Annotated in this window: 18 protein-coding genes; 2 read left to right on the top strand and 16 right to left on the bottom strand. The window is 48.4% G+C overall.

Features of this window, described 5'->3' with window-relative positions:
- Position 1: 1 nt before the first annotated feature.
- The 8 genes from BTA35_RS05380 to BTA35_RS05415 form a co-directional block, all read right to left on the bottom strand.
- The gene (locus BTA35_RS05380; protein WP_078318806.1) at positions 2–1,105 is read right to left on the bottom strand and encodes an efflux RND transporter periplasmic adaptor subunit; all 1,104 of its coding nucleotides are present in this window, start codon (positions 1,103–1,105) and stop codon (positions 2–4) included.
- A gap of 349 nt (positions 1,106–1,454) precedes the next feature.
- Positions 1,455–2,537 carry a PA2778 family cysteine peptidase gene (locus BTA35_RS05385; protein WP_078318807.1) on the bottom strand — a complete coding sequence of 361 codons (1,083 nt, stop codon included), beginning with the start codon at positions 2,535–2,537 and terminating at the stop codon, positions 1,455–1,457.
- A 152-nt stretch (positions 2,538–2,689) separates the two neighbouring features.
- The gene (locus tag BTA35_RS05390; protein ID WP_160055022.1) at positions 2,690–6,544 is read right to left on the bottom strand and encodes an SbcC/MukB-like Walker B domain-containing protein; all 3,855 of its coding nucleotides are present in this window, start codon (positions 6,542–6,544) and stop codon (positions 2,690–2,692) included.
- Positions 6,541–7,785 carry an exonuclease subunit SbcD gene (sbcD, locus tag BTA35_RS05395; protein ID WP_078318809.1) on the bottom strand — a complete coding sequence of 415 codons (1,245 nt, stop codon included), beginning with the start codon at positions 7,783–7,785 and terminating at the stop codon, positions 6,541–6,543. The genes BTA35_RS05390 and sbcD overlap by 4 nt, the downstream gene beginning before the upstream one ends.
- 46 nt (positions 7,786–7,831) lie before the next feature.
- Positions 7,832–8,305, bottom strand: coding sequence for a DUF2947 domain-containing protein (locus tag BTA35_RS05400; protein ID WP_078318810.1), 474 nt, complete (start codon positions 8,303–8,305; stop codon positions 7,832–7,834).
- Between the two features lie 146 nt (positions 8,306–8,451).
- Positions 8,452–8,817 carry a c-type cytochrome gene (locus BTA35_RS05405; RefSeq protein WP_078318811.1) on the bottom strand — a complete coding sequence of 122 codons (366 nt, stop codon included), beginning with the start codon at positions 8,815–8,817 and terminating at the stop codon, positions 8,452–8,454.
- Between the two features lie 211 nt (positions 8,818–9,028).
- Entirely contained in the window at positions 9,029–10,603 is a 1,575-nt protein-coding gene (locus BTA35_RS05410) for a methyl-accepting chemotaxis protein (RefSeq protein ID WP_160055025.1), read from the bottom strand.
- Between the two features lie 13 nt (positions 10,604–10,616).
- Positions 10,617–12,698 (bottom strand): sensor domain-containing protein, encoded by a 2,082-nt coding sequence (locus BTA35_RS05415; protein ID WP_139363625.1) that lies wholly within the window; start codon positions 12,696–12,698, stop codon positions 10,617–10,619.
- Between the two features lie 506 nt (positions 12,699–13,204).
- Here BTA35_RS05415 and BTA35_RS05420 point away from each other — a divergent pair.
- Positions 13,205–13,543, top strand: a complete 339-nt coding sequence (locus tag BTA35_RS05420) for a HopJ type III effector protein (protein WP_078318814.1) — start codon at positions 13,205–13,207, stop codon at positions 13,541–13,543.
- An 82-nt stretch (positions 13,544–13,625) separates the two neighbouring features.
- Here BTA35_RS05420 and BTA35_RS05425 read toward each other — a convergent pair whose 3' ends face one another.
- The 3 genes from BTA35_RS05425 to BTA35_RS05435 form a co-directional block, all read right to left on the bottom strand.
- Positions 13,626–14,624, bottom strand: coding sequence for a c-type cytochrome (locus tag BTA35_RS05425; protein WP_078318815.1), 999 nt, complete (start codon positions 14,622–14,624; stop codon positions 13,626–13,628).
- A 12-nt stretch (positions 14,625–14,636) separates the two neighbouring features.
- Positions 14,637–15,284: a c-type cytochrome gene (locus BTA35_RS05430; RefSeq protein ID WP_078318816.1), complete on the bottom strand. Its 648-nt coding sequence runs from the start codon at positions 15,282–15,284 to the stop codon at positions 14,637–14,639.
- A gap of 174 nt (positions 15,285–15,458) precedes the next feature.
- Complete coding sequence (locus BTA35_RS05435; protein ID WP_078318817.1) at positions 15,459–15,737, bottom strand: peptidylprolyl isomerase; 279 nt, start codon at positions 15,735–15,737, stop codon at positions 15,459–15,461.
- 207 nt (positions 15,738–15,944) lie between these two features.
- Here BTA35_RS05435 and BTA35_RS05440 point away from each other — a divergent pair, with 207 nt between their 5' ends.
- Positions 15,945–16,199: a hypothetical protein gene (locus BTA35_RS05440; RefSeq protein ID WP_078318818.1), complete on the top strand. Its 255-nt coding sequence runs from the start codon at positions 15,945–15,947 to the stop codon at positions 16,197–16,199.
- Between the two features lie 9 nt (positions 16,200–16,208).
- Here BTA35_RS05440 and BTA35_RS05445 read toward each other — a convergent pair whose 3' ends face one another.
- The 5 genes from BTA35_RS05445 to BTA35_RS05465 form a co-directional block, all read right to left on the bottom strand.
- The gene (locus BTA35_RS05445) at positions 16,209–18,137 is read right to left on the bottom strand and encodes a B12-binding domain-containing radical SAM protein (RefSeq protein ID WP_078318819.1); all 1,929 of its coding nucleotides are present in this window, start codon (positions 18,135–18,137) and stop codon (positions 16,209–16,211) included.
- Positions 18,138–18,265: 128 nt separating this feature from the next.
- Positions 18,266–19,528 (bottom strand): SLC13 family permease, encoded by a 1,263-nt coding sequence (locus tag BTA35_RS05450; protein WP_078318820.1) that lies wholly within the window; start codon positions 19,526–19,528, stop codon positions 18,266–18,268.
- Between the two features lie 200 nt (positions 19,529–19,728).
- Positions 19,729–20,640 carry an NAD(P)-dependent oxidoreductase gene (locus tag BTA35_RS05455; protein ID WP_078318821.1) on the bottom strand — a complete coding sequence of 304 codons (912 nt, stop codon included), beginning with the start codon at positions 20,638–20,640 and terminating at the stop codon, positions 19,729–19,731.
- A gap of 158 nt (positions 20,641–20,798) precedes the next feature.
- The gene (locus BTA35_RS05460) at positions 20,799–23,906 is read right to left on the bottom strand and encodes an efflux RND transporter permease subunit (RefSeq protein ID WP_078318822.1); all 3,108 of its coding nucleotides are present in this window, start codon (positions 23,904–23,906) and stop codon (positions 20,799–20,801) included.
- Entirely contained in the window at positions 23,903–25,042 is a 1,140-nt protein-coding gene (locus BTA35_RS05465; RefSeq protein WP_078318823.1) for an efflux RND transporter periplasmic adaptor subunit, read from the bottom strand. Before BTA35_RS05465 ends, BTA35_RS05460 begins: the two co-directional genes overlap by 4 nt.
- Positions 25,043–25,082: the final 40 nt, after the last annotated feature.

A 25,082-nucleotide genomic window follows, 5' to 3' on the forward strand; every position in this document is an offset into this window, starting at 1 on the left:
TTTACAGCCCCCGCTCTTTAACCCAGGGGCGCACTTCCATGCCCTCTTTAATAGCATGAGCACCAGCAGCGACAATTTGCTCACCTTCTTTCAGCCCTGTCGTTACCTGAATCATATTGCCTTGTAATTCACCGATAGTGACAGCGCGTTTGCTGATCAGATGATTTTCCGGGTTATAGACCCAAACAGAGCGCTCTTCACTGTCTGCCGGCTTCGACTCATCCATAAAAACAGCCTCTACGGGAACAAGCCAGAAAGCAGGGTCCCCCAGCATCTCATTAACATTCACCTGAACCTCAGCAGTCATACCGGGCAGAAGGGTCACAGACTCAGGGTCCGGGCGCGGCATGGTCAGAATGACATCATACCCCTTAGTGCTGGGGTCAGGGTTCGTGCTATGTTCTTTATAACGTGCTTCAAACACTTTGCCCGGAACACTTTCAACCACTACCTTAGGCAGATAGCTGGTATTGTCTTTCCGGATGCGGGCCACAAGGTCTTCCGGTACCTGAAAGCGCACATCAATCGTTTCTGCATTTTCCAGTTTGACAATAGGAGCTGTTGCACTGACAAACTCGTAGTTATCAGCATAAACCCTGGCAATCACACCATCGTAAGGTGCCTTAATTTTACTGTATGCCAGCTGATTCTGCGCCTGTTCCAGGGCAGTCTCAGCCTGATCCATAGAGGTCTTTACCTCATCGAGCTGGGATTGAGTTGCAGCCTTTTGCACCACCATGGCACGTATCCGTTCATACTGTAATCTGGCCAGATCATAAGCAGTCTGACGCTGCTTGACGTTGAGCAGAAAATCCTGATCATCCAGTGCAGCCAGTACCTGGCCCTTAACAACAGTTTCCCCTTCGGTCACCGGAAGCTGTTCCAGTTCTCCGGAGACGCGAAAAGCCAGATCAGTTTCCTGACTGGCTACAAACTCTGCCGGGAAATAACGAACCGAAACACTTTGATGGCCTATCGAAGCCAGCTTAACAGGCCGGATAACATCCTGAGCCGCCGTGTTAATCTCCTCCTCCTGACAGCCTGTAAGCAATAGGGTTGATGTGAGTGCACAAGCGATCACAAATAAACGTGATTGAGCAGGCATCAGTTTAATTCCTCGGGTTTGGGGTCAAAAAAAGTTAGGTCAGTTTATAGACAGTTATCTATCCGCCTGACAGATGCAGAACAAGAGTCTTAACATGCATCCACAGGATAAATATTGGGCTGAGAATACTAGAGTAAATATGTCTGGTATGACATGTTAATTATTCATCAAATTAAAACAACTGATTAACAGCCTGCCCGTGGCGATAAAAAACCGGAAAACAAGCCGTTACAACCCAAAAACTAAAGAGGGAAATCCTTCTGGTCAGAATATGGAGCAGTAATATGAAAAAAGGCCTCCAACTGTATATGGAAGCCCTTTTATGAGCGCCGGTTTATCAGAGGGTATATCAGAAACCTTCAACCAGCTGAGGACATGTGAGCTGAGGGCATAACGTGTCACCATCCGGGCGATCTGTTTTAGCCAGAATATCCTGCAGACTCTGCTGAATACTGAGATCATCCGGTGATAATGTAACCGCGCACTGAACCGCCTGAAAAGCGCTGCTATAGCATTGTCTCGCCTGCTGAATATAAGCAATTCTGTTCCACAGTTCACCTGACCGGCTCAGAGATGGGCTATCGAGTAAAATATCCGAAGCTGAATCAAGCAAGCCAGACTGAAAATAAGCATTGGAGAGTGCCTGACGCATAGCATCTGATTCCGGCCACAGTGCTATACCCTGCTCCAGCGCCTTTTGTGCTGAAACACTTAATCCAATATCTGCAAGGTCGAGACTGGCGGCGAGGTAGTCTTTCGGGGCTGCTGCAACCGGAGTCTGACCCGGCTCCAGAAAGAGATAAGCCCAACCACCGGAGCGCCCCCAGGAGGTTGCAAAGGTTTGCATGTCGATAGACTCAGTCCCTGCTATCTCAGAGCTTAACGTCAGCTCCTGCCGGTCAAGATTATAACCCGTAAGGACAGAAAAATAATCCCGGGATTCTGAGCTTGCCATTGGATGGCTTAATACAAGAACAGGAAACCCTGCTTCAACCTGAAGCAGAAGATGGGCCAGATCAGGCTTAAGTTTGTAGGCTAACAGCCCGAGGCCACGACCGGCATTGACTACAGCAACAGAGGATGTCCCCTTCTGTCCTGATGAATAGCAGTCCAGTCCCGGCAGATCTGATGGCTGAACAAAATAGCTCTTATCATGAATCATTGCAGCTAATGCCGCGAACCCACAGGTGTGTTGATCCTGGTGGGAAACCTGAACGCCCTTTAGCTCGGCCTGGCGTGTCAGAGGAAGTGGAAGTCTCTGATCAGCAGTGGCGTCCCTGTCAATATCCCTGATGCTGTGCGCTTCATTGCTAATGATTTTAGGCTGACTGCAACCTGCAATAGCCACCAGAAGAACAAGCAAACCTCTGGTGGCCAGACTGGGCCGTTTTAACAGAAAAGTAACTAATGATGTTACAGCTGGAATGAACATAACAAAGATTCTTTATTAAGCGTCATGGATATGACCGTCAGGAGCACAGCCATTGCAAACCGCGCCCGCAAGACGACTGTTTTATCGCATATATAAAAACCAAAACAGATCTCTTTAAGGCCAGCATTTTCGGTGTACTCAGAGTGATCTAATCAAGCGCCAGAGCGGAAACACTCATCCAACACACTAATACCAAGACCGGCTTTTTTATTAACTCGAATCTGAACCGGAATACGCTCCTTCATCGCACTAATATGACTGATCACACCAATCATCTTTCCGCTGGCGTTTAAATTATCCAGCGCATTCAGTGCCATCTCCAGGGTATCGCTGTCGAGTGTACCAAAGCCTTCATCAAGAAAAAGTGAATCAATACGCACTTTATGACTGACAAGATCTGACAAAGCCAAGGCAAGAGCCAGGCTCACCAGAAAACTCTCTCCGCCGGAAAGTGTGCGAGTGTCACGCACCGCATCAGCCTGCCAGGTGTCGAGAATTTCTATTTCAAGCTCAGAATTGACTTTGCGTCTTAGCTGGTAGCGGTCATGCAGTTGTAATAGCTGTCGATTCGCCAGTTCAACCAGATACTCAAGTGTTAACCCTTGAGCAAAGCGGCGGAACTTATCGCCATTGGCGGAACCAAGCATCTGATTCATCTGGGCCCACAGGTCAGCTTGCTGCTGTTGCCTGTCGATCTCCTCAGCGAGAGATTTCACCCCTTCCCGTCGCTGCTGATCCTGCTTTAGAACCTGCTTCTGCTCCGTGATTTCAGTCTTAAGTGCTTCGATCTCCTGTTCATGCTCCGTAAGACTGCGCTCTAAAGCCGGGATCTTTCTGAGTGCCATATTGACGGACTTAGACGATAAGGTCTCCTGAAGGCTCAACCAGACGGAATCATCAGATGGCACACATCCCGCATCCTGAAACTCTGAAGCGACCGAGGCGACAAATTGCTCCAGCGATTCTCTGTTAACTTTCAGGGTCACTTCCGCATCGCGAAGTGCTTCATCCAGCTCTGTTTTCAGAACTTGCCAGCCTTCATACTCCGCGGAATCCGGCACAGCCTGTTCAAAGGCCTTTTGTGTTTTGAAGGGGCTGGCTGCTAAAGTGTTCTGCCAGCTTTCATCCGCCGCTTTTAGCTTATCGCCTGCCTCCTGACAGTAAGACGTTTGCTGACTCAGCCGGGCCTTCAGTTCATCGGACTTCTCTTTTTGCTGGGTAAACTGAATCCGCATCTGTTCAAGGTGCCTTTCAGAATGCTCCAACTGCGCTCTCAAACGCATACGCTCCTCATCAAGGCTCGCACTGCCGAATGACAGATGACGCTCCTCTTTCAGAGATTGCCAGCTCTTTTGCAACGCTCCAAGCTGTTCTTTTATCAACTGGCAACGTTTTTCCTGCTCTTCAGCCTGCACCTGCAGATTATTAAGTTGCAACTGTAATTCACGCTGCTTCTGATCCGCTTGTCGCTGGTTTTCCGTCGCCTGCTGCCATTCGTTCATCTGCATACGAAGCTGATCCAGCAAGGTATGCTGCTGTTCCAGTTCCGGCAGCGCCTCATTTAAGCCTATCTGACGCAAGCTTTGAACCAACATCTGTTCGAGGCTGATAACCTGCTGTTCAAGTTTGATACGATCAGCTTTGCACTGCTCTTTTTGGGCAAGAAAACGCTCAAGCTGGCGTTGTAGCTGATGGATCTGTTTCTGAGCATCCTGATTGCCGGTTTCCCGCTCATGAAGCTTTTGCTGAATCTGCCAGATCTTCTGTTTCAGAAACTCACGTTCATCGATACAGGTCTGAACAGATTGACTTGCGGCCTTGAGGATATGAACGCCCTGAGCTGCGAATTCAGTCGGGAGTCCCGGTAGCGCTACGGGCTGCCTGAAATACTGAATCAGCTTATCAAGAAGCTCATTCAGATTTCCCGTCGATTGATTTAAAAGTGATTTTTCTATACCAGATACCCGGTTACAAACACTCTGACAGGTCTGTTGCCACTCCGTTTCGGTTTGCTGCAGACTTTGCTGCTTCTGTCGCTGGTCTTGCTGCAACGATTCAATCCGTACCTTGAGCTGGTCAATCTGGTTGCTCAGCTGCTCCCCTTTTTTTCGGGTCTGCTCCAGCTGATCCCGCATGCTATGCAGCCGTGTCTCGGTCTGACTTAACTCAATGGCCCGATATTCATTAATTCCGGGATGATCATGAGAACCACACAACGGGCAGGCCTCATCGGGTTGCAAACGATTGCGGGCATCCTCCAGGGCAGCAATCTGACGCTCACGCTCGAGCAATTTTTCAAGATCCTGAAGATGGGCATTCAGCTTTTTGTATTCATCCCGAAGTGGCGTGCGCTCTTTATCTAAAGAGTCGGCTTGCTCTTCGTAACGATTGATCTCCTGCCCTTGCTGATGTAACTGTTCGGCGAGTTTCAGATATTCCTGCTGATAATAGGCCAGCTGCTGGACAGGCTCCGGGAGCTGGTAAAGCTCATTCAGAAGTGAACGGGCCAGCTCATCATTTTGCAGAGGGTGTTGCTGAAGCTGCTGCTCAAGGGGAGATAATTGTTGAGTAAGGGTAGTTCGTTCGGCTTCAAAGCCCTTGGTTTGCTGCTCCAGAGGCTGGAGGTGTTCACCAATCTCCTGCAGCTGCTGGTCCGCATTTTTTTCCTGATCAGCGAGACGCAGGATCTCCTGATGATGTTCCAACCGGCGTTTAAACTGCTCTGTTATTGTCGGCAAGTTCTCAGACAGTATGCCGCAATGGGCATTATTCTGCAGCCACTGCTGGTTTTGCAGTAAATAGTGTTGCTGCTGATTAAGATCTGAAGCCAGCTGCTGTTTCTTGTCCTTATAGGACAGAAGCTGTTTCTCTTCAGGCTCAAGCAAGCGTTGCTGCTCTGCTATCTGAGATTCAAACTGACGAATCTTTTCATCCAGTGGCGCGAGTTCTTCATTCAGGCGCTTTTCTGCTTCCGCTTTGTTAACTTTATCTGCTTTGAGGGCCGTATTCGCAGTATTGAAACGATGTTCAGCTTTTTGACGCTCAGCATCCTGACGCTGATGGGCCGCGTAAAGCTCTGTCTTGCGTTGTTCAGCCTCTGCTCTGACCTGATCCAGCTCCTGGACCTTCTGATACTGAGCCAGAATTTTTTGTGCAGGGCCAGCTTTATCAAGGGCACTAAGAACTTCTTTGTGAGTTTTAAAAGCAGACTGAGCGACTTTCAGCTCGGATTCCGCTTGTTCGCTTTTATGCCAGAGGGTTTCCAGCTGTTTAAAGGCGCTCAGCTCTTCATTAAGACGTTTCCGGGCTGGTAAAGCATCCTGAAGGGCCGCTTCCTTAGCAGCCAGAACAGCTTCACATTCGCTGATCTGATCTGGGGTGAGTAGCTCAACACCTTCCAGCCGATATTTGAGTTGCGTAACCACATCCTGCTCTTCTCTGTGGCGCTGAAAGACCCGCTCGGATATCTGTCCATAGACTTCGGTACCGGTCAGCTTTTCCAGCAATCCGGCGCGTTCGCTTCCACTGGCATTAAGAAAGGCCGCAAACTGCCCCTGTGATAACAGCATAGACTTAGTGAAGCGATTGAAATCAAGGCCGGTCAGTGTTTCGATAAGGCGTTTTTTATCGGTGGTTTTACTGGCTAGGATACGGCCCTCGCCATCAGCAAGCTCCACTGTCGGTGCCTGCAGGCGTTGCGTTCTGGCGGCTTTGCGTTGAGCCCAAAATGCCCGATACCGCTCACCATTGATGGCAAATTCAACTTCTGCCAAACAGTCCTGAGTATGGTGGGTCATTAACTGATTGTCGGAGCCGGAAACCTGCAAGCGAGGAGTTTCATGGTAAAGCGCCAGACAGATAGCATCCAATAGGGTTGTTTTGCCGGCTCCGGTCGCCCCTACAATGGCAAAAATAGCACTACTGTCGAAGGGCTCCTGTGTAAAATCAATTTTCCACTCCCCTTTCAGGGCATTCAGATTTTTTAACCGGACGGTCAGAATTTTCACGCTTTGATCTCTCCCTGAATCTGCCGGAAGCAATCTATAAGCGCATGCTTACGCTCTTCTTCCAACGGCTCCTGTTCCAGGCGTTTCAGAAACACATCTTCAGGTGTCAGCTCATCGAGCTGAGCCCCATGGTGATAATCCGCTAAGCTGGATTGACGTCGGCTGTCTCGGCGCAAACGAAGCAGATCCACAGGCAGGTCACCGATCATGGCCTCAATACGGGGCTGCAGATCTGACAAGTAATCATCTGTCTTAACATTAATTTCAAGCCATAGACGCTGGCCATCGTCCCATGACTCAAACTGAGCAGGCAGTTGCTCTATCTCAGCTTCAATTTCAGACAAGCTACCAGTGATGCGCTGCATCGGTTGGAAAACCGGAACAGAGACACTCTCTGTACCCATAAACCCGTTGTCAGAATCCAGTTCAGCAATTAAGACCTGCTTTTCTTTAACTTTCTCATCAAAGCTTAACGCCAGAGGTGAGCCGCAATAGCGAATATGTTCGGTTTTTGCAACTTTCTGAGGCCGATGAATATGACCAAGGGCAATATAATCCGCCGGAGGAAACGCAGACGCCGGAAAAGCATCCAGTGTACCGATATAGATATCCTGAACCGATTCAGATGTGGATGCTCCAACAGTGGTGAGGTGTCCCGTCATAACGACAGGTTGCTGCGGGTAGTGTTGTTTAGCCATCTGGTACAGCTGTTGGTAATAATCACTGATCTGTTGCTGCAGCTGCTGCTTTCTTTCATCCGCAGACAAGCCGGCCTTTGAGCGTATTAGATCACTGGGACGAAGAAAAGGGACCGCACAGAGTATAGCGTCTGTCTCACCGAGTTTATTCGTTAAAGGGATCAGGACATCATCATAAGTTTGACAGGTATCCATGGCGATACCTTCAGGGTCAGCGCCGGCGATCACTCGGGTGTTCAGCGCCTGGAGAAGCGCTTTCGATTCATTAAGTACCGCGACAGAATCATGATTACCCGCCAGTAAGATTAGCTGACAGTCCGGGCTTTCCTGATGCAAGCGAACAATAAAGCGATTATAGAGTGCTCGGGCATAACTGGGAGGCGTTCCGGTATCAAACAGGTCACCAGCGACAATCACGGCATCAATGGATTTTTGCTTTACCTGATCTAAAAGCCAATCCAGAAAGGCGCCTTGTTCCTGCTCCCGGCTTTTACCATAAAACAACTGACCTAAATGCCAGTCGGAGGTGTGCAGAATTCTCATATAACATCCCTGAAACGGAAAGCAGACAGTCAAGCGAACACATCAGTTATGGCCGAAGGCCAATGCGCATATCACCATTGTCAAAGAATTGTGCAACCTGCTTACGCTTCCGGCCAATGAGTAGCGTCCCATCATCCAGGAAGAGGAAGTTTTTCCACGCCCGGCAGAAAACAGCCCATGTGGTTTCGATAATATGCTCGCTGTCATAACAAACATAAACCGTTGTATTGTCTTCCCAGTCAAAGTGCTGCTGCATTAATTCAGGGAGATCATTGCGACTGCAGTCCCAGGCCTGTTGCCAGGGTCCATTTTCTAACCAGGTTTTACTATTACCTGCCCAGTCATCTTTTTGAAAAAAGCTATGGTCTGAGCTTTTCTGGCTAATCTGCGACTGCCACAGCTGTGCCGAGCGCTCTGCTGTCATTGGCTTAATAGCAGTCAGATCCTCAGCGGTAATGGGCAGGTCTTTATGGCGAAAAATCCAGCGCTTTGAGTAAGTGTCTAAATCAATATAACTCATTAAAATTCAAAAACCTCTAAGATGCGGAAGCCCGGTGACGTGAACACAGTAACACCAGGCTAATATAAGCATTATATCAGTTTCTAATTTCTGTTTCAGAGCTGGCCGATGAACATCAGCAACTTTTGGAGCCAGGATGGTAGTGACTAACGCTGCTGTTTAAGTTCAGCTAAATAATGTGCAATCTTATCAGCCTGGCTGAACTTAATCTGCGGGAAAGTGGGCATTCTGGGATAGCGGGGATCACCTTCCCGGATCAGCTTTACGACTTCAGCCCGACTCAGCTTGTGGGTAGCGTTGGCAGGAATACCCATCAGAAATTTTCCAAGACCGTTGGCCTTATGGCAACTTGCGCAATACTCCGTATACATCTGCTTACCTGTAGCACTGCCTGATGGCGTATCATCATTATAGAAACACCCTGTCATCAACAGTGATGCTGGCAAAAGCAATGCCATAACGATCTTCCGGCTAAACTCTATCAGGCAAGGTGACAATCTGGCATCAGCCATGGGCTACTCCTTTTCGATTTAGCTCTCAGCGCTACAAGGCTTTCTCATCTTAAATCTGGTAGAGCGCTTTTTTACCTGCTATCTGAAACATAGTGCATTTGGTGCTAACAAGCATTGCTATAGAGCAAGCATAGCTGACCGGGCCAATTAGAAAGGCCTGAGAACGGAAAGATATTCCTTCCGGCCAGGCAGAACATCAGAACAGATGGTTTCAGGCCCGACCGAAACGCTGAATCAGGCTGGACAGGTCATTAGCTTCATCCACCAGGTGAAGGCTGGACTGCCGGGTCGCACGACTGGCATCAGCTGTTGCCCGCGCTGACTGATGTATCAATGAAATACGCTCTTTCATCTCGTTAGCTGCAGCAGATTGCTCTTCAGCGGCAGATGCGATCTGGATATTCATCTGACCCAGCTGACTGATAATCGCCTGAAGTTCAGCCAATACCTGCTCAGCCTGTTTAATCTCGTCAACCGTAGAAACAGCCAGTGATTCGGAAGTTTGCATTCGGCTAACCACTTCACGGGTCTGATCACGAAACTGAGATAAAATAGTCTGAATATCCAGCGTTGACTGTTGAGAGCGATGGGCCAACCCCCGGACCTCATCCGCAACAACAGCAAACCCTCGCCCTGCTTCACCTGCACGGGCTGCCTCAATAGCGGCATTTAGCGCCAGAAGGTTTGTCTGTTCAGCTATGCCACCAATCACATCCAGAATCTGATTAATATTCTCACTCTGTTCCTGTAACGCTTCTAATTGAGCCGTTGAACTACGCACTGAATCGCATAAGGACTGTATCGCCTGCTCGCTTCTTCGCACAATTTCCTGACCCGAGTAGCTCACTTCATCCGTTTTTCGGGAAACGCTGGCAGCCGCATCACAGTTACGGGCGACCTCTTCAGTCACAACACTGATTTGCTCCATAGCAGTAGCGGTCTGTGCCAGCTCATCAAGCTGAGTCTCTGTCTGAGAACTCACTTGAGCAACCTGCTCAGAAACCCCTTCAATATGGCGATGAAAATGGACTGATGCATTATCAAGACGGTTCACAACCGTTTTCATTGTGCGATCCAGATAATGCAGGGCGATATCAACTTCACCCACTTCATCATGATAGTTACTGTAGACTTTCTGCCCCAGTGGATCGCTGTAGATCTTACGACACTTAGCCGCCAGCCTGCGATACTGTTTCGACTGCTGAAAAGCAGCAAAGCCTAGGCCAAGAAGAGAAAAGATAACAATCAGGCTGCTTTTATCCAGGGCGATATCAGCCATCCAGAGGGCCAACACCAACAGGGGTAAAGTAAACAAGACGCCCTGTGCAAACGTGATAAAAGTGCGACTCCTGCTTTTAAACCAGTGGGACAGAAGCCCCTTCCCACCTCTGATAGCCTTATAAAGTTCATCAGCACGATCAACATCCGGCTGGTCAGGGCTGTGACGAACGGATTGATACCCTGTAATTTCCGAACCTTCAAAAATCGGCGTCACAAAAGCATCAACCCAGTAGTGATCACCATCAGCGGTACGGTTTTTAACCAAGCCGATCCAGTTTTCCCCTTTGGATACCCGTTTCCAAAGGTCAGAAAAAGCTTCTTTCGGCATATCAGGATGCCGAATGATGTTATGAGGGGCTCCGATGAGCTGGTTATGCCCATAACCGGACAAAGTAACAAAATAGTCGTTACAGTCCTGAATAATTCCCTTTTTATCGGTTGTCGAAATAATGCACCGATCAGGGTCGACCTTTATCGCCCTTTGAGTAACAGAAACTTGTGACATCGAATAGGGGTCCTTAAATGATACTTTCATCTGCCTCTGGAAGGCGTGCAATGCACTCATCCAGGCTGGCTCGGGTCAGGTTTTTAGCAAACAATTCAAATTCATTAGCAGGCAAAGGTTTACTGATCAGATACCCCTGGAGGTAATCACACTCAAGAGCTTCCAGCGCAGATTTCTGCTCCAGAGTTTCAACACCTTCAGCAACGATCTGCATGCCGAGACTCTTTGCCAACTGAACAATAGCCTTAGTTACCAGGCGTTCCTGGGGTTGCTCTGTCATTTTCTGCACGAAGCAACGATCAACTTTTAACTTATCAAGTTGAAAACGGGTCAGGTAACTCAAACTGGAGTAGCCAGTACCGAAGTCATCAATGGAAAGCATAAAGCCTGCTTCTTTAAGATCCGTTACGACAGAAACTGCCGAGTTGGCATCCTGAATCATCGCCGTTTCTGTAATCTCAAGAGAAATTCTCTCAACAGGAATCCGGTGCTTATTCAAAACCGACATTAACTGTTCCGCTAACCCGGCATACTGCAATTGATGCGCGGATAAATTGACAGCGATACTTCCCGTAAAGCTTTCACCCCAGCGGTTCAGCTGATGGCATACTTCTTCAATTACCCAGTGCCCCAGCTCATGGATCAGCCCGGAATGCTCAGCAATGGGTATAAAGCGATCCGGTGGCACAAAACCAAATTGCTCAGAATGCCAGCGCAACAAAGCCTCAGCACCAACCAGCTGACCGGTTTCGGTATCAACAATTGGCTGATAATGAAGCGCGAACTCGTTACGTGCCAATGCCAGATGGAGGGCCTGTTCCAGAAGTACGCCCTCTTTTGCGATTTTCTGCAGCTCACTATTAAAGAAATGACTGCTGTTGCCCCCTTGCTCTTTCGCATGGTGCATAGCGATATGAGACTGCTCAACTGCCTCCCGGGGGCGTTGGTTCTGTTCCAGTAAACTAATGCCAATACTGACCGTAGAACGCCATTCGATCGACTGATATTCAATGCTACTTTGTAATGCTTCCAACAACCCCTGAGCAACAGATTCGGCCTGGGAAGGTGACGTTATAAAAGGCGCCGCAATAATAAATTCATCACCAACGGAGCGAGCCACATAGCCGTCCGGCAGAAAGGTCTCTGACAAACGCTGCAGGGTTGTTCTGATAATATGATCACCTAATGCCATACCACCATGGTGGTTCAGGCGGCCCATATTGTCAATCCCGATATAAAAAATAGTAATCGGCTGCTGATGATTTTGTAGCTTACGGGCAAGTGTTTCGATCAGTCCCTGTTGCCCCATAATACTGTTACTCTGGCCCGGTGCTAATGAGCTGACCAGGGCCGGAGCATCGTTGTGCAATACAACTTCTCCTGATGAAAAATAATGCGTAATCTGCCCTGCTTCATTCAACACGGTATAGATCGTTTTTTGCTCCGGGTATTCCTGACCATCTTTTCGACGATTCCAGATAAGGCCAGACCAGTACCCTTCACTGATCAGGCTTTGCCAGAGGTTTCGGTAAAATGCTTTGTCCTGACGACCTGAGCTGAAGAAACCAGGGTCAAACCCCAGTACTTCAGCAGAAGGGTAACCAGAGATCTCTTCAAACCGCTTATTCGCTAATACAATCCTGTTACTGGCATCGGTTACAACAACCGATGCGCGACTGGAGTTAAAAATACGCTCAAAGAGTGTCCATTGGTCCTGATACTTCTGTCGCCAGCGAATATCACGCACAAAACAAAGTGCTGTCGAATCTGAGAGCTGTTTCAGAGACCATTGGAAGTGAAAGCTTTTGCCATCACTTGCATGACCTCTGCCCTCCGCCGTAAGTGCAGATGTTTTACTCAGTTCTGATACTAATTCTTCCCGGCTCTGAAATAGAGTTCCTTTCAACCAACTGGCTAAAACCTCCTCCGGTAAGTGATACTGCCTTGCCATCTGTTTAAACTGAGTATTAGACGAAAGAACCGTCAACTGCTGATCTAAACTGATATGAGCAAATGCCGTATCAATCAGTTCCATACCTTGTGAAACACCTTCCAGTAGATGCGACACATCAGCAGACATTACGAGACGGTTCAAAATAAAACTCCATGAGATCAGGCAGAATAAATAAATAATTACTTATATTAAGTTGAAGGCGCGGCAATTTAGCACCTCATCCAGCAGATGAAAAGATGTTTAAAGTGTATGTAAAGTTTGATTTTGACCTGACGCCAGTCAAAGAAATTGGTAGCAAGGCTTGATATACCTCAAAACACCACGAAAAATCAGGGTATTAGGCTACATTGTGGGATTCAATAACATATATATAATAAGTATTGATCTGTTTTTTGTTACAAAAAAACTACAACAACGTCACAACAGGACCTTAATCAATGGCTCAAAACTCTTGTTTAAGGTAAAGAATATTGCCGGCCCTGAGTCCATAGAATAAAGTCTGCCTTCACCCCAGTAAAAACCAAAAGAGCAGAATTATTTTTTATCTATAGGCCAGAAGCCGTACAAACTGTCTTTTTATGGGAAAATCAGTCAGTATCCACTGGAATATTTGCCACTATTCTTCCACCCATGCATAAGGCAACCGGATGACTTTAAGTAACTTTTTAAATAAGCTTGCGACAGCTACTGGCCCTGAGTTTGAAGAAACCCAACAGGTCATTACCGACCTCTACCACTACACCCCAGCCGCCTTCAGTAATGGCGACATAAGAAATGAAGCAGGCCAGAACGAAGGCAGCTGTAAAATATTTGCATTTGCAAAAGATCAGCAGCTGAGTGAAGAGAGCACCCTTCGCTGCTTCGGGCGCTTTTATCAGGATGTGCTCAACACACCTGAGGGTACAGACCATGGAAATATCCGTAATTTTATGCACCATGGCTGGGACGGTATCCACTTTGAGTCTCAGGCTCTGACACCCAAATAGACTGGGATCATCTTTTGCGCTAAACCGAAAAAAGCCTGGTGCTGATGGCACCAGGCTTTTTGCATATCTGACGGCGTTATTGCTACCAGCTGTCGGAGCCCTGCTCAAAGGTACGGGGCTTCAGATTGTCGGGTTTAAGAAAAGGCTTTTCACCGGTGTTAGTATGCGCACCTAATACCCGGCCATTAACCTTAGTTCCGTATAGCGTATGCTTATGGAAGTTCAGGAATTTCTCACGGGTAGCCTCAGCGCTACCAACAAAACGAGGGTCCTGAGGGCGCTCCTGAGCATTAATAAAGTAGGCCACATCCCAGGCATCCTGATCACTTAACTTACCTGGCTGCCCTAATGGCATATTGTGTTTAATAAATGCTGCTGCGGTAAAAATACGGGTCATACCAGCGCCCCAGTTATATGCTCCATCCCCCCATAAGGGCGGAAAAACAACTGTTCCTTCAGCATTTTTCTGACCCTGCCCTTTATCACCATGGCAAACAGAACAGTTCTCGGAGAAGACCGCTTCACCACGACCATAATCCGGCTCAAGTTTTGGCTTCTCTAATTTGCCAAAACCTCGACCTGCAATATTAGTCTCATAAACAGGAGCACCCTTTGCCATCCATTGCTGATAGGCCACAAGAGCAAGCATGGTATCACTACCGTAGGCGGGGGGCTTTCCGTTCATCGAGAATGCAAAACAGCCTGCGATCCGCTCTTCAACTGAGTTAACATGTTGGTTTTTGCCCCGAAAATCAGGCAATGTCGTACTGGCAGGCCAGACTGGGGCTGCCCACATTTTACGCCCCTCACCCATATGACAGGTTCGGCAGTTCATATCGTTAAAAACATTCTCACCACGTAGCTGTTGCGTATTCATAAACAGATCGTAGCCTTTCCGAATAACGGCCTTTAACTGCGGCTTTAAACTTTCATCCTTTTCCAGGTCTTCAAGCGTCGGCGCCTGATGGACATACTGCCCTTCTTTCGGTTCCGGCAGTTTTACAGAAGTATCAGCGACGGTTATGCCACAGGCCATTATCCCAAACAGCAATAGAACGCCCCGTTTGTTTGCAATATCCATGATCAATCTCCCTTATTTGATCGGCTGTTTAGCAAGCCATAAAGCGACGGCATCAATATCCTGCTCTGTCATCCGTTTGGCCACTGCCAGCATCAGGTTATTTGGGTCATTACTGCGGCTTCCGTTTTTCCAGGCATGCAGTTGCTGGCGAATATAATCAGAGTGTTGCCCTGCCAGCTCCGGAAAGCTTTTTCCAACTCCAGCTGCATCGGGCCCATGACAACTGTTACAGGCCGGTATATACCGGTCCCAATCGCCCCTTACAGCAAGGCGCTTGCCCAGAGCCTGCTGCTCATCAGTCAGAGAGACCGCTTCAGTATGCGTAGGTGTGAGCTGCGCATAATAGGCTGAAACATTCTTAATTTGCTGTTCCGTCAGCATATTCGCGAAAGGCATCATGGTGGCACTCTGCCTGAGCCCTCCACGGAAATCCCGCAGTTGTTTTTCAATATATTCCGCATTCAGACCTGCGAGTCGTGGCCATGACTCAGCGCCAGCGTTACTTTTACCATTACCGTCTGCCTGATGGCAGGCGATGCACATCGCCGATGTTTGCTGTCCTTTTATCGGGTCAGCATCAGCTAATGCCAACCCGGATGCACCACCACAACTTAGGGCAAGTACTAAGCTGGCAATACGGGGCTTCAGTTGCTTTTTCATAAGCATACCTCATCAATCAAGTAGTCCATTTTTATAAGCGTTTGCTTATCAGGATGTCTTGTTATTATTTTCTATCATCCAGATAGAATTAAAGCCTGGCGATGAACTCATCAGCAGGCTTTCGAACACCCTATAACAGATAATACCAAATTAAGAGATATATGCTACGTCTGGTTAGTTACGGCTGGTTACTTCCAGCAGATGGTAGCCAAATTGAGTCTGAACCGGTCCTAGAACGGTATTCAAATCACCGGAAAAAACAGCTTTATCAAACTCCGGTACCATCTCACCGGGGCGGAAACTGCCAAGATCACCGCCTTCCGCACCGGATGGACAAAGTGAGTGCTCCTGAGCTACAGCAGCAAAATCTTTACCGGACTCAATTTCGGCTTTCAGGTTCAGACATTGCTGTTCATCGGCCACCAAAATGTGACGTGCGCTTGCAACGGGCATAATCCGTCTCCTCTGTAGAGTTGACTTTAGCAACTCATTTAATAGTGATGTGGGTATAGCAGGCTAACAAAAAGTCGCCAAAGTAAGGCATAATACTGGAAAATCAGGAATACAGGCTTATATTGCCAACTCCTCTGGAATTAATTAATAGACTAAGATCATAAAAAAGTATTCAGGTTCCCTGAATTTCGCATATTTGGAGTATACATGGCGCTAACATGCCGTATGGGCTGTGCAGCTTGCTATACCGCCCCCAGTATCAGCAGCCCACTACCCAAAATGCCCACGGGCAAACCGGCGGGCGTACCTTGTGCCCACCTGTTATCGGATCTGAAGTGCGAGCTTTTTGGACGGCCTGAACGACCTAAAGTCTGTGGTGACTTCCAGCCGGCGGACTATGTCTGCGGCGACTCCCGGGAACAGGCACTTATTTTACTGACAGAACTGGAACGCTGTACCTGAACCGCCAACTTAGCGGCTGATAATCAAATCATTGATGGCCTTAGAGATGAGGTCATTCTTTACCGTCGTAGTCGCAACCGGTTGCTCAAACCAGAATGCGATCGGCTGATCAAAACCAATACCGTGCATATAATTGTATAAGGCTTTGCGCAGCCCTGTTCCGAGCATGTTGTGATCTGTCCCTGTGGGATCGGTAAACTCGACATCATTCTCAGCAAACAGGGTTTCAGGTCGCGGCTCAAGACGAATACCATATTCATCCGGGTTGACGCCAATGGGGCTATGTATGGTGGCTGCAAACCGGTGCCAGTAAGCTGACTGAAAGCACCCTTCTTGCATCATCTGCCGAACCATTTCAAGGGCATCCAGGGTTTCCTGCTCAGTTTGCGTCGGAAAGCCATACATCAGATAAGCATGAACTAAAATGCCACTGTCACTAAAAGCTTTCGTTACTCTGGCAACCTGCTCAACACTGACACCTTTTTTCATCAGCTTAAGTAGCCGGTCGGACGCAACTTCCAGACCACCACTGACGGCGATACAACCGGAATCAGCTAACAGTTGGCAACGCTCAGGCGTAAACGTCTTCTCAAAACGAATATTACCCCACCAACTTATCACAACACCTCGCTCGATCAAGCGACGAGCCATGGCAAAAAGCGCCTTTGGTGGTGCCGCCTCATCAACAAAGTGAAAGCCCGTCTGACCGGTTTCTTCGATCAGCTGTTCAATGCGATCAACTAGTATATCGGCACCAGCTTCATCATAGCGATCAATGTAGTCGAGAGTAACATCACAGAAACTGCACTTTCTCCAGTAACAACCGTGGGCAATCGTCAGCTTGTTCCAGCGGCCATCACTCCAGATGCGATGCATGGGGTTCAGCATCTCGCATAAAGAGAGATAATCATTCAGAGGCAGGCCATCATAAACCGGTGTGCCCACATCGGTCTGTGGAATATCATGCAGCATAGGGTTTTCATTTAAATGCACGTATTGCCGCCCTGACTCATCTTCTGCCAGAAAGTAGGTACGCACCAGATCATCGGCCTGACGCTGTCCGGAAAAATATTCCAGCAAGGTCAATAAAGGCCGCTCACCATCATCCAGGCAGATGAAATCGACAAACTCAAAAATTCGCGGATCTTTCAAAGCCCTCAGCTCAGTATTAACAAAGCCCCCACCCATGATGACAGGCAGGTCAGGGTTGATCTCCTTACAGGTCTGTGCAATCCGCAACGCGCCCAGCATGTTACCGGGGAAAGGCACCGTTAGCGCAACAACACTGGGCTGGGTTTCCTCCACATAGAGTTCCACCAGTTGCTCCAGAATCTCCGAGCTGAAACTGGGTTCGGCCATTAACGTATCATAGAGGGCATCAAAGCTGGGATTAGCAGCCGCAAGGCGCTCTCCATAGCGACTAACCTCAAAATAAGGATCTACACCCTGGGTAATGACAGCGGAAAGGTCGTTGATAAACAGGGTTGCCAGATACTTAGCTTTATCCTGTACCCCCAAATCACCAAAAGCCGATTTTAGTACATCACCGGAAACGGTTTCCATTTGAGCAATAGCGTCAAAAGCAGGGCCTTCAGGCAGAAAGGTGCGCGAGATAATTCGTAGGGCAAGACTTGGATCTTTACCTTGCAGAAAGCGGATCGCGGGCTCTACGCAAAGCCGGTAACGGTCAAATTTTCTGAGAAAACAACGAACAACAGGTGGTAACTGCTCCTCATCAAACAGCTCAAAATTTTCTTCGACATGCTGACGAATAATATCCAGTCCCTGGACGGTCATCATCTCAAGGAAAAGCTCAATGGCCGGATCTCTTTGCACCGCGTCATAGCCCCTGGAGCGTAAAAAGCCAGTCAGGTAAGCTGTTGCCGGATACGGTGTATTCAGCTGTGTCATCGGTGGAGTCATCAGAAGAACGGTCATAGCCTGCCTTAGTCGTAAAACCGAGTATCAAATAGGGCGCGCATTCTAACAAATGCCCCCCATAAAAGCCCTAAGGCTTTTACCAAATGATGCCGTAACAGTTGCAAGGCTTGCCAAATAAGAAAGTACTAGCTCAGGCCAACCCCCACCAGAATAGGTAGTACCACAAGACTGAGTAACGAACCTACCCTGAGCATCTCTTTTTGAGGTACAAAGCCACTGCCAAATACAATAGCATTTGGTGGTGTTGCCACAGGCAGAGTAAAGGCACAGGAGGCACCAATAGCAATTAACACTGCAAGAGCTGTTTGCCCCAGGCCCACGCCTTCTGCCAGCGGCAGAAAGATAGGTAGCAGCAGTGCAGCACTGGCTGTATTGCTGGCCACTGCCGTTAACACCATAACAAAAATAATCAGACAGATAATGAAGACCATCAGAGGTGTGTGTTCAATCATCACAATAATATGATTCGCGATAAATGCACTGGCCCCCGATGCGGATAGCAGAGCACTCAGCGTTAAGCCGCCACCAAACAGCAGCAAAATGCCCCAATCGGTTTGTTCATTTAACTCATTAAAATCCAGTAACCGTAATGCCGTCAGTAACAGAATGGCACTAACCGCAACAACGGCATCAATACCGCTGGCAATACCCAGAAATGCCGCAAGAGGCTTACTGAAAACCCAACCAGCAACCGTCAGACCAAACACAAGCAGGGTCATAAGCTGAGCATGATTGAGAGGTGGTAATTTTTCCGTTTCAAAAGCTACAGGCTGACTCAATTCCGGCTTACAGGTGAACTTTAATGTAAAGATCATCAACGGCATCAGGACAACCACCACCGGCAGGGCAACCATCATCCAGCCCGTAAAACTCAAGCCAACCGCCGCAGCGGCAATGGCATTGGGCGGGCTGCCCACCAGGGTTCCGATACCACCAATGTTGGCTGAAAAAGCGATGCCCAACAGGAAAAAAAGATAAGTACGACGATGTTTTGACGAATCCAGTGCAGATAACACACCGAGAGTCAAAGGCAGCATCATAGCTGCCGTAGCCGTGTTTGAAATCCACATCGACAGAACTGCAGTGGCCATAAAGATCAGATTTGCTGCTTTGCTCAGTTTACCTGCAGCAATACTCAGAATGGCCTGAGCAATTCTTTGATCCAGCTTTTGCTTATGCAAGGCAGCAGACAGAGCAAAACCACCCAGAAAAATAAAAATAATCGGGTTAGCAAAAGCGCTGAAAGCCTCTTTCACATCAAAAATCCCGGAGACCACCGCCAGCACCGGAACCAATAGGGCTGTCATGCTGACATGAATCCATTCGGTCACCCACAATGCAGCGATCACCAGCAGAATTAAACACCCCATCAAAACAGGGTCAAACATAAAGAAGCATCCTCAAACCAGAAAACGAAATATCCACTGCATCGCTGTGGGATTGGGCCGGAATTCTAGTGGAAGATGCCTTACAGATCAGTGATAAAACTCAGAAAACCCAGCAAACATGGTAAAGATTTGTAACCTGCCAGGAAAAATAAGTCTTATAAAGGGGGTCAGGATACGCTACATCCGCAGAAAGCCAGCTATCAGATCAGGTTATGCCCGTTACCCAGCTCAATATCCAGAATATCGGCCAATATCTGCTTAATGGCTTCCTCATGCTGAGTAGGAGCCGCCATATGCGGTGTAATCACGAGGTTTTCCTGTTGCCAGAAAGGATGCTCTTTCGCCAGAGGCTCATGCTCAAAGACGTCCAATAGAGCTCCTCGCAGGTGCTGAGTTTGCAACTGAACCAGCAGAGCGTGCTCATCAATCACACAGCCCCGACCAACACTAATGACAACGGCACCACGAGGCAGTTGCATCAGGCGATGCTCATTCAACAAATGGTAGGTTTCATCCTTTGCAGGTAAAAGATTAACCAGAAACTGACAACGGGAAAGAAAAGTATCCAGGTCGTCATAGCCATTAATCTGCTCAAAACCAAGATCGGGTTTCGGGCTCCGGCTCCAACCTAAAACGCTATAACCCAGTTGGGTTAATTGCTGACCGACAAACACACCCAAAGGGCCCAGTCCGAGAATGCCGGCTTTACGGGTCTGCAAGCAGTGCGTCAGCTCTGGTTGCCAAAGTTGACGTTTCTGATGATTACGATAGTGATCAAGGTGTCTGCCAAAGTGAATCATGCCGTAAAGCACATATTCCAGCATCCACTGCCCCATCCCGGCATCCCGTAATTTATAAAGTGGGATATCCTGCGGCAGGTCAGGCAGTTTCTCCAATGCGTCAATACCAGCACCAAGATTGAAGATCGCACGCAACTGAGTCTGATGAAGAAATAGCTCGTTTTCAGGTTTCCAGACGAGAGCATACTCTGCCTGCCAGTCACTCTTTTTTATATCTTCCCATAAGCGGATATCAGCGTAGGGACAAAATTTGTGCATAGCATCCAGATAGAAGCCCTGATCTGTCAGCGGGGATGACAATAGGATACGCATCGTAAATCCTTAGCAGGTACAGCAACATATTGCTAACCCTGCAGATTCAGCAGCCGGTATCCGTTTCGGCTGCTGCATGAAGTATGTCTTCCAGGCTTCCCATACCCCTGAAAAAGAAGCTGTTTCCTGCTTATTGATCTGCCTGTGACAACCGGTGATTAATGATCATGAGTATTTTTCTTATCCCGATGAACAAAAGACTTAATATCTTCAAGAATCATATAGTTAACAGGGATCAGGAACAGTGTAATCAGTGTAGCAAACAAAATCCCAAAACCTAAAGAAACCGCCATAGGAATCAAAAACTGAGCTTGCGTTGACTTCTCAAACAGAAGCGGAAATAAGCCAATAAAGGTTGTCATAGAGGTCAGCATTACCGGTCTGAACCGCTTAGGTGCCGCACTCATAATCGCTTTATATAGTTTATCGCCGGCCTGTCGCTTCTGATTGACAAAGTCCACCAATACCAAACTGTCATTTACGACAACACCCACCAGTGCCAGTAAGCCCATCAGGCTCATAATGGTCAGAGGCATACCCATGATGGCATGCCCTAATACCGCACCAATAGCACCAAAAGGGATCACTGACATCACGATCAATGGCTGGCTGTAGCTGCCAAAAGGGATTGCAAGCAGGGCATAAATCACAAAAAGAACTAACAGCAAACCAATTTGAAGCGATCCGAATGACTCAGCCTGCTCCTCTGCTTCACCACGAAGCGTATAAGCAACTGACGGATACTGCTGCGTTAACTGATCGAGATACTGCTTAAGATCCTGATTCATTACGGTCGTATTGGCCGTCTTTTTGTCCATATCCGCAGTGACATTGATTGTTCGATAGCCATCAATACGATAGATAGCAGAAGGACTCTTACCTGGCTCAAGCTCTACCAGATGCGATAGAGGAATAAGGGTTCCGGAGCCATTAGCAATTTCCAGGTCCAACAGGTCAGATATGGAGTTACGAGCTTGCTGTGGGAGGCGCAGCATAACAACCACTTCTTCCCTGCCCCGCTGAATACTCTGAACTTCAGCACCCAGGTAGGCTTTCTGAATCTGCTGCATAATCGTTGAGCGGTCCAGTCCCAGCATATATGCCTGGGGCTTGAGTTCAATTTGCAGCTCTTGCTTACCATCCGCCAGTGAGTCCGTTATATCGAACAAACTTGGATAGGTCGCAAGACGTTCTTTGACCTGCTCAGCAACCTCAGAGAGCACGCTAAGATCTGAACCGGAAAGTTCGATGTCTACTGGGTCACCGACCCGGCCAAGCTCCGCTCTGAAAGCAATAGACTCTGCACCAGGTATTGGGCCGATAAGATCACGCCACTCATTGACTAGCTCCAGACTGGTAATATTGGAATCCCGCTCTTCTGCCGGAGTAATCTCAAATCGCACCTGTCCCACATGAGCCTCGCCCTTTGAGCCCGTCGTTGAGAATATGTTCTGAATAACACTAACACCAGACACAGGATCGCGATGTTTTTCCTGCAGTACCCGTGCCTGGTCGGTCATATTAACAACAAAGCGGTCTGTAACATCAAACGCTGTCCCTGTTGGCATCGTCAGAGTTACCCTTGCGGTCTCACTGGGCACTTTAGGGAAAAAGGTAAAGCGCATCCACCCGGAGCTTACCGTTGCAAATAACAGAATCAGCGCACCAACAGAAAGCGCCAGAGCGGTGTAGCGATAGCGCAGCACACGCTTAAGGGCGGGCCGGTAATAACGCAGAATAAAGCGTTCAAAGCCATCAGCAAAACCCTGCTGCCAACGTTCAAGTCGTGACTGTTTTTCACTCCCCTGACGTAGCCGGATATACTTGAGGTGAGCCGGTAGTACAAATTTAGATTCAATCAGTGAGAACAGCAGTACAGGAATGACAACAGCGGGTATCTGGGAAAAAATCGCCCCTCTGTGGCCTCCAATAAAAGCCAGAGGTAAAAAAGCGGCTACCGTCGTTAATACACCAAAAGTAACAGGGACTGCGACTTCTTTGGTGCCCGCAATCGCTGCGTCAAGCCCACTATCCGACTTTCTCAGGTGGCTGTAGACATTTTCACCGGTAACAATAGCATCATCAACCACAATGCCCAGTACAAGAATAAAGCCGAATAAACTGGCGATATTCAAACTGACACCCAGCAGGGGAAGCAGAATAAAAGCACCCATAAAGCTGATTGGAATGCCGATGAAAACCCAGAATGCGATGGCAGGTCTCAGAAAAAGTGTCAGCAGAGCCAGTACCAGAAGCCCCCCTTGCATCGCATTACTCAGCAGAGTGTTCAGGCGCTTCTTAACAACCTCTGAATCATCATCCCAATAGGTGATTTCGAGACCTGCCGGCAGCCCATCTTGGCGGGAAGCAATATATTCCTTCACCGCATCCGCAACTGCAATAGCACTTTCCTGCCCGGTCCGATAAACATCGACCATGGCTGCGGGCTTACCATTAAAACGGGTTCTCAGTGGGGATTCTTCGAAGCCATCACGAACGGTCGCAATATCACCAAGCCGAACCAAACCGCCATTCTCATCCGCTTTGACAACGATATTTTCAAACTCCCGCTGAGTATAGCGCTGGCCTTTTGAACTGATCAGCACCTCATTACCAAGAGTTTTCATATTACCGGCAGATAGATCCGTTGATTCTAACTCGATGCTCTGCTCAATATCCCCCAGGGTCAAACCATGTTCTTTAAGGTTTCGTGGTGACACTTCGATTGAAACTTCATAGTCACGCACACCGGCCAATTCCACCTGGGTCACCCCGGGGGCACGAATAAGATCATCACGAACCTGCTCCGCTGATTGGCGAATTTCACGCTCTGACAGATCACCGGATATTGCAATAGAGATCACTTCACGAATACGTTCTGCCAAGGCGACTGTCGGACGATCAGCGTCAGACGGAAGATTATTGATCGCATCAACCCGTGACTTAATATCAGTTAACAATTCCTTAGGGTCATAGCCATCGGCAACCTCGATACTAACCTGAGTACTGCCCTCCGCCGAGCGACTGACAATCTGCTCGATACCTTCCAGGCCCTGAATACTTTGCTCAATCAGAATCGCAACACCTTGCTCCATATCCTCCGGGCTGGCACCACGTAAGCTGACTGATACGTTAACCTGGTCAAACTCAACCGATGGAAAAACTTCCAAAGGAACTTTCTTAACCAGAAAGAAAATACCCGCCAATAAGATCGAGATCATCATCAGATTAGCGGCAACATGGTTGCGGGCAAACCAGGCTATCATGGCTGCTGGCCCTCACTTTTTTCAGTAACGGCAACACGTATACCACTGGTCACCTGACCAAGTGGCGTTAGCACAAGTTGCTCTCCGGGTTGCAGGCCACTGCTGACAACTGAATAAAGATCATCATGCCAGCTAATGGTAACTTCGCGCCTTTTCAGGCGTCTTTTTTCAACCACATAGACATAGCGGCTTTGATAGACAGACCCATTAGGAATCACAATCACATCTTTAAGCTCTGTCCCATCAATAGCAACCTCAACCAGACGCCCCACCTGTGGCCAGCTCTGGGGAGATTCGTTATTGCCGTCAGAGGATACAGGGCCGTCCAGAGTCACCGTTGCCATCAACTGCTGACTGGCACTATCCAGCTCAGCAGCAGTACGCAGAAGTGAACCCTGATATTGCTTGACCTCATCCTGAACTAAAGCCGGTGGCTCAGTTTCTGGTGACAGATAATCAAGATCACGCTGGTGCAAAGCCACTTCAATTTCCGGTGCTCTGTCCGCTATCAGAGTTGCAATTTCACTGCCGGAGCTAATGGCCTGCCCCACTTCAACAGCAACACTTGCCACCTTAGCGGCGAAAGGGGCTGTAAGGCGCGTGTCCTGTAAAGCGATTTTAGCTAATCGAACAGAACTGCGGGCACTGGCAACCTGTGCCCGGGCTGCTTTAAGCTGAGGTACCCGTAAAACCCGTTCACTGGGTTCACCAGGCTGTCCGGATAAGCTCCAGGCTTGTTTAGCCTGTATCGCCTGAGCCTCTTCATCCGCCAAATTCTGCAGACTTTCTGTCAGGGAAGCTTCTGCGATTGCAAGCTCTGCCTGATAACGGGAATCATCAAGTTTGAGCAGCAATTGCCCTTTGCTCAGCTGTCCACCAGATCTTAACTCAGGCGCTATGTAGGTCACCTTACCCGCAGCCTCTGCAACCAAACTGGTGCGCTGGCGAGCCAGAACCCGCCCATAACGCTTAACAATCAATTGATAGTTCTGGGGTTTAATTGTCTCAACCTGAACGGTCATTGCGGCAGCCCGCGCCCTTGGTGAACGATCCACTGCCGGTGGGTTAGAGAAAATAAACCAAGCGGCACCTATCATGGCGGATATAACAACGAGAGGTAGTAGTTTTCTAAGCATCGGATTAACCTGTGCCGGAGCGTCTTTTTTGAAATACGGT

It is taken from the genome of Oceanospirillum linum, from assembly GCF_001995095.2.
Lineage (GTDB): Bacteria > Pseudomonadota > Gammaproteobacteria > Pseudomonadales > Halomonadaceae > Oceanospirillum > Oceanospirillum linum.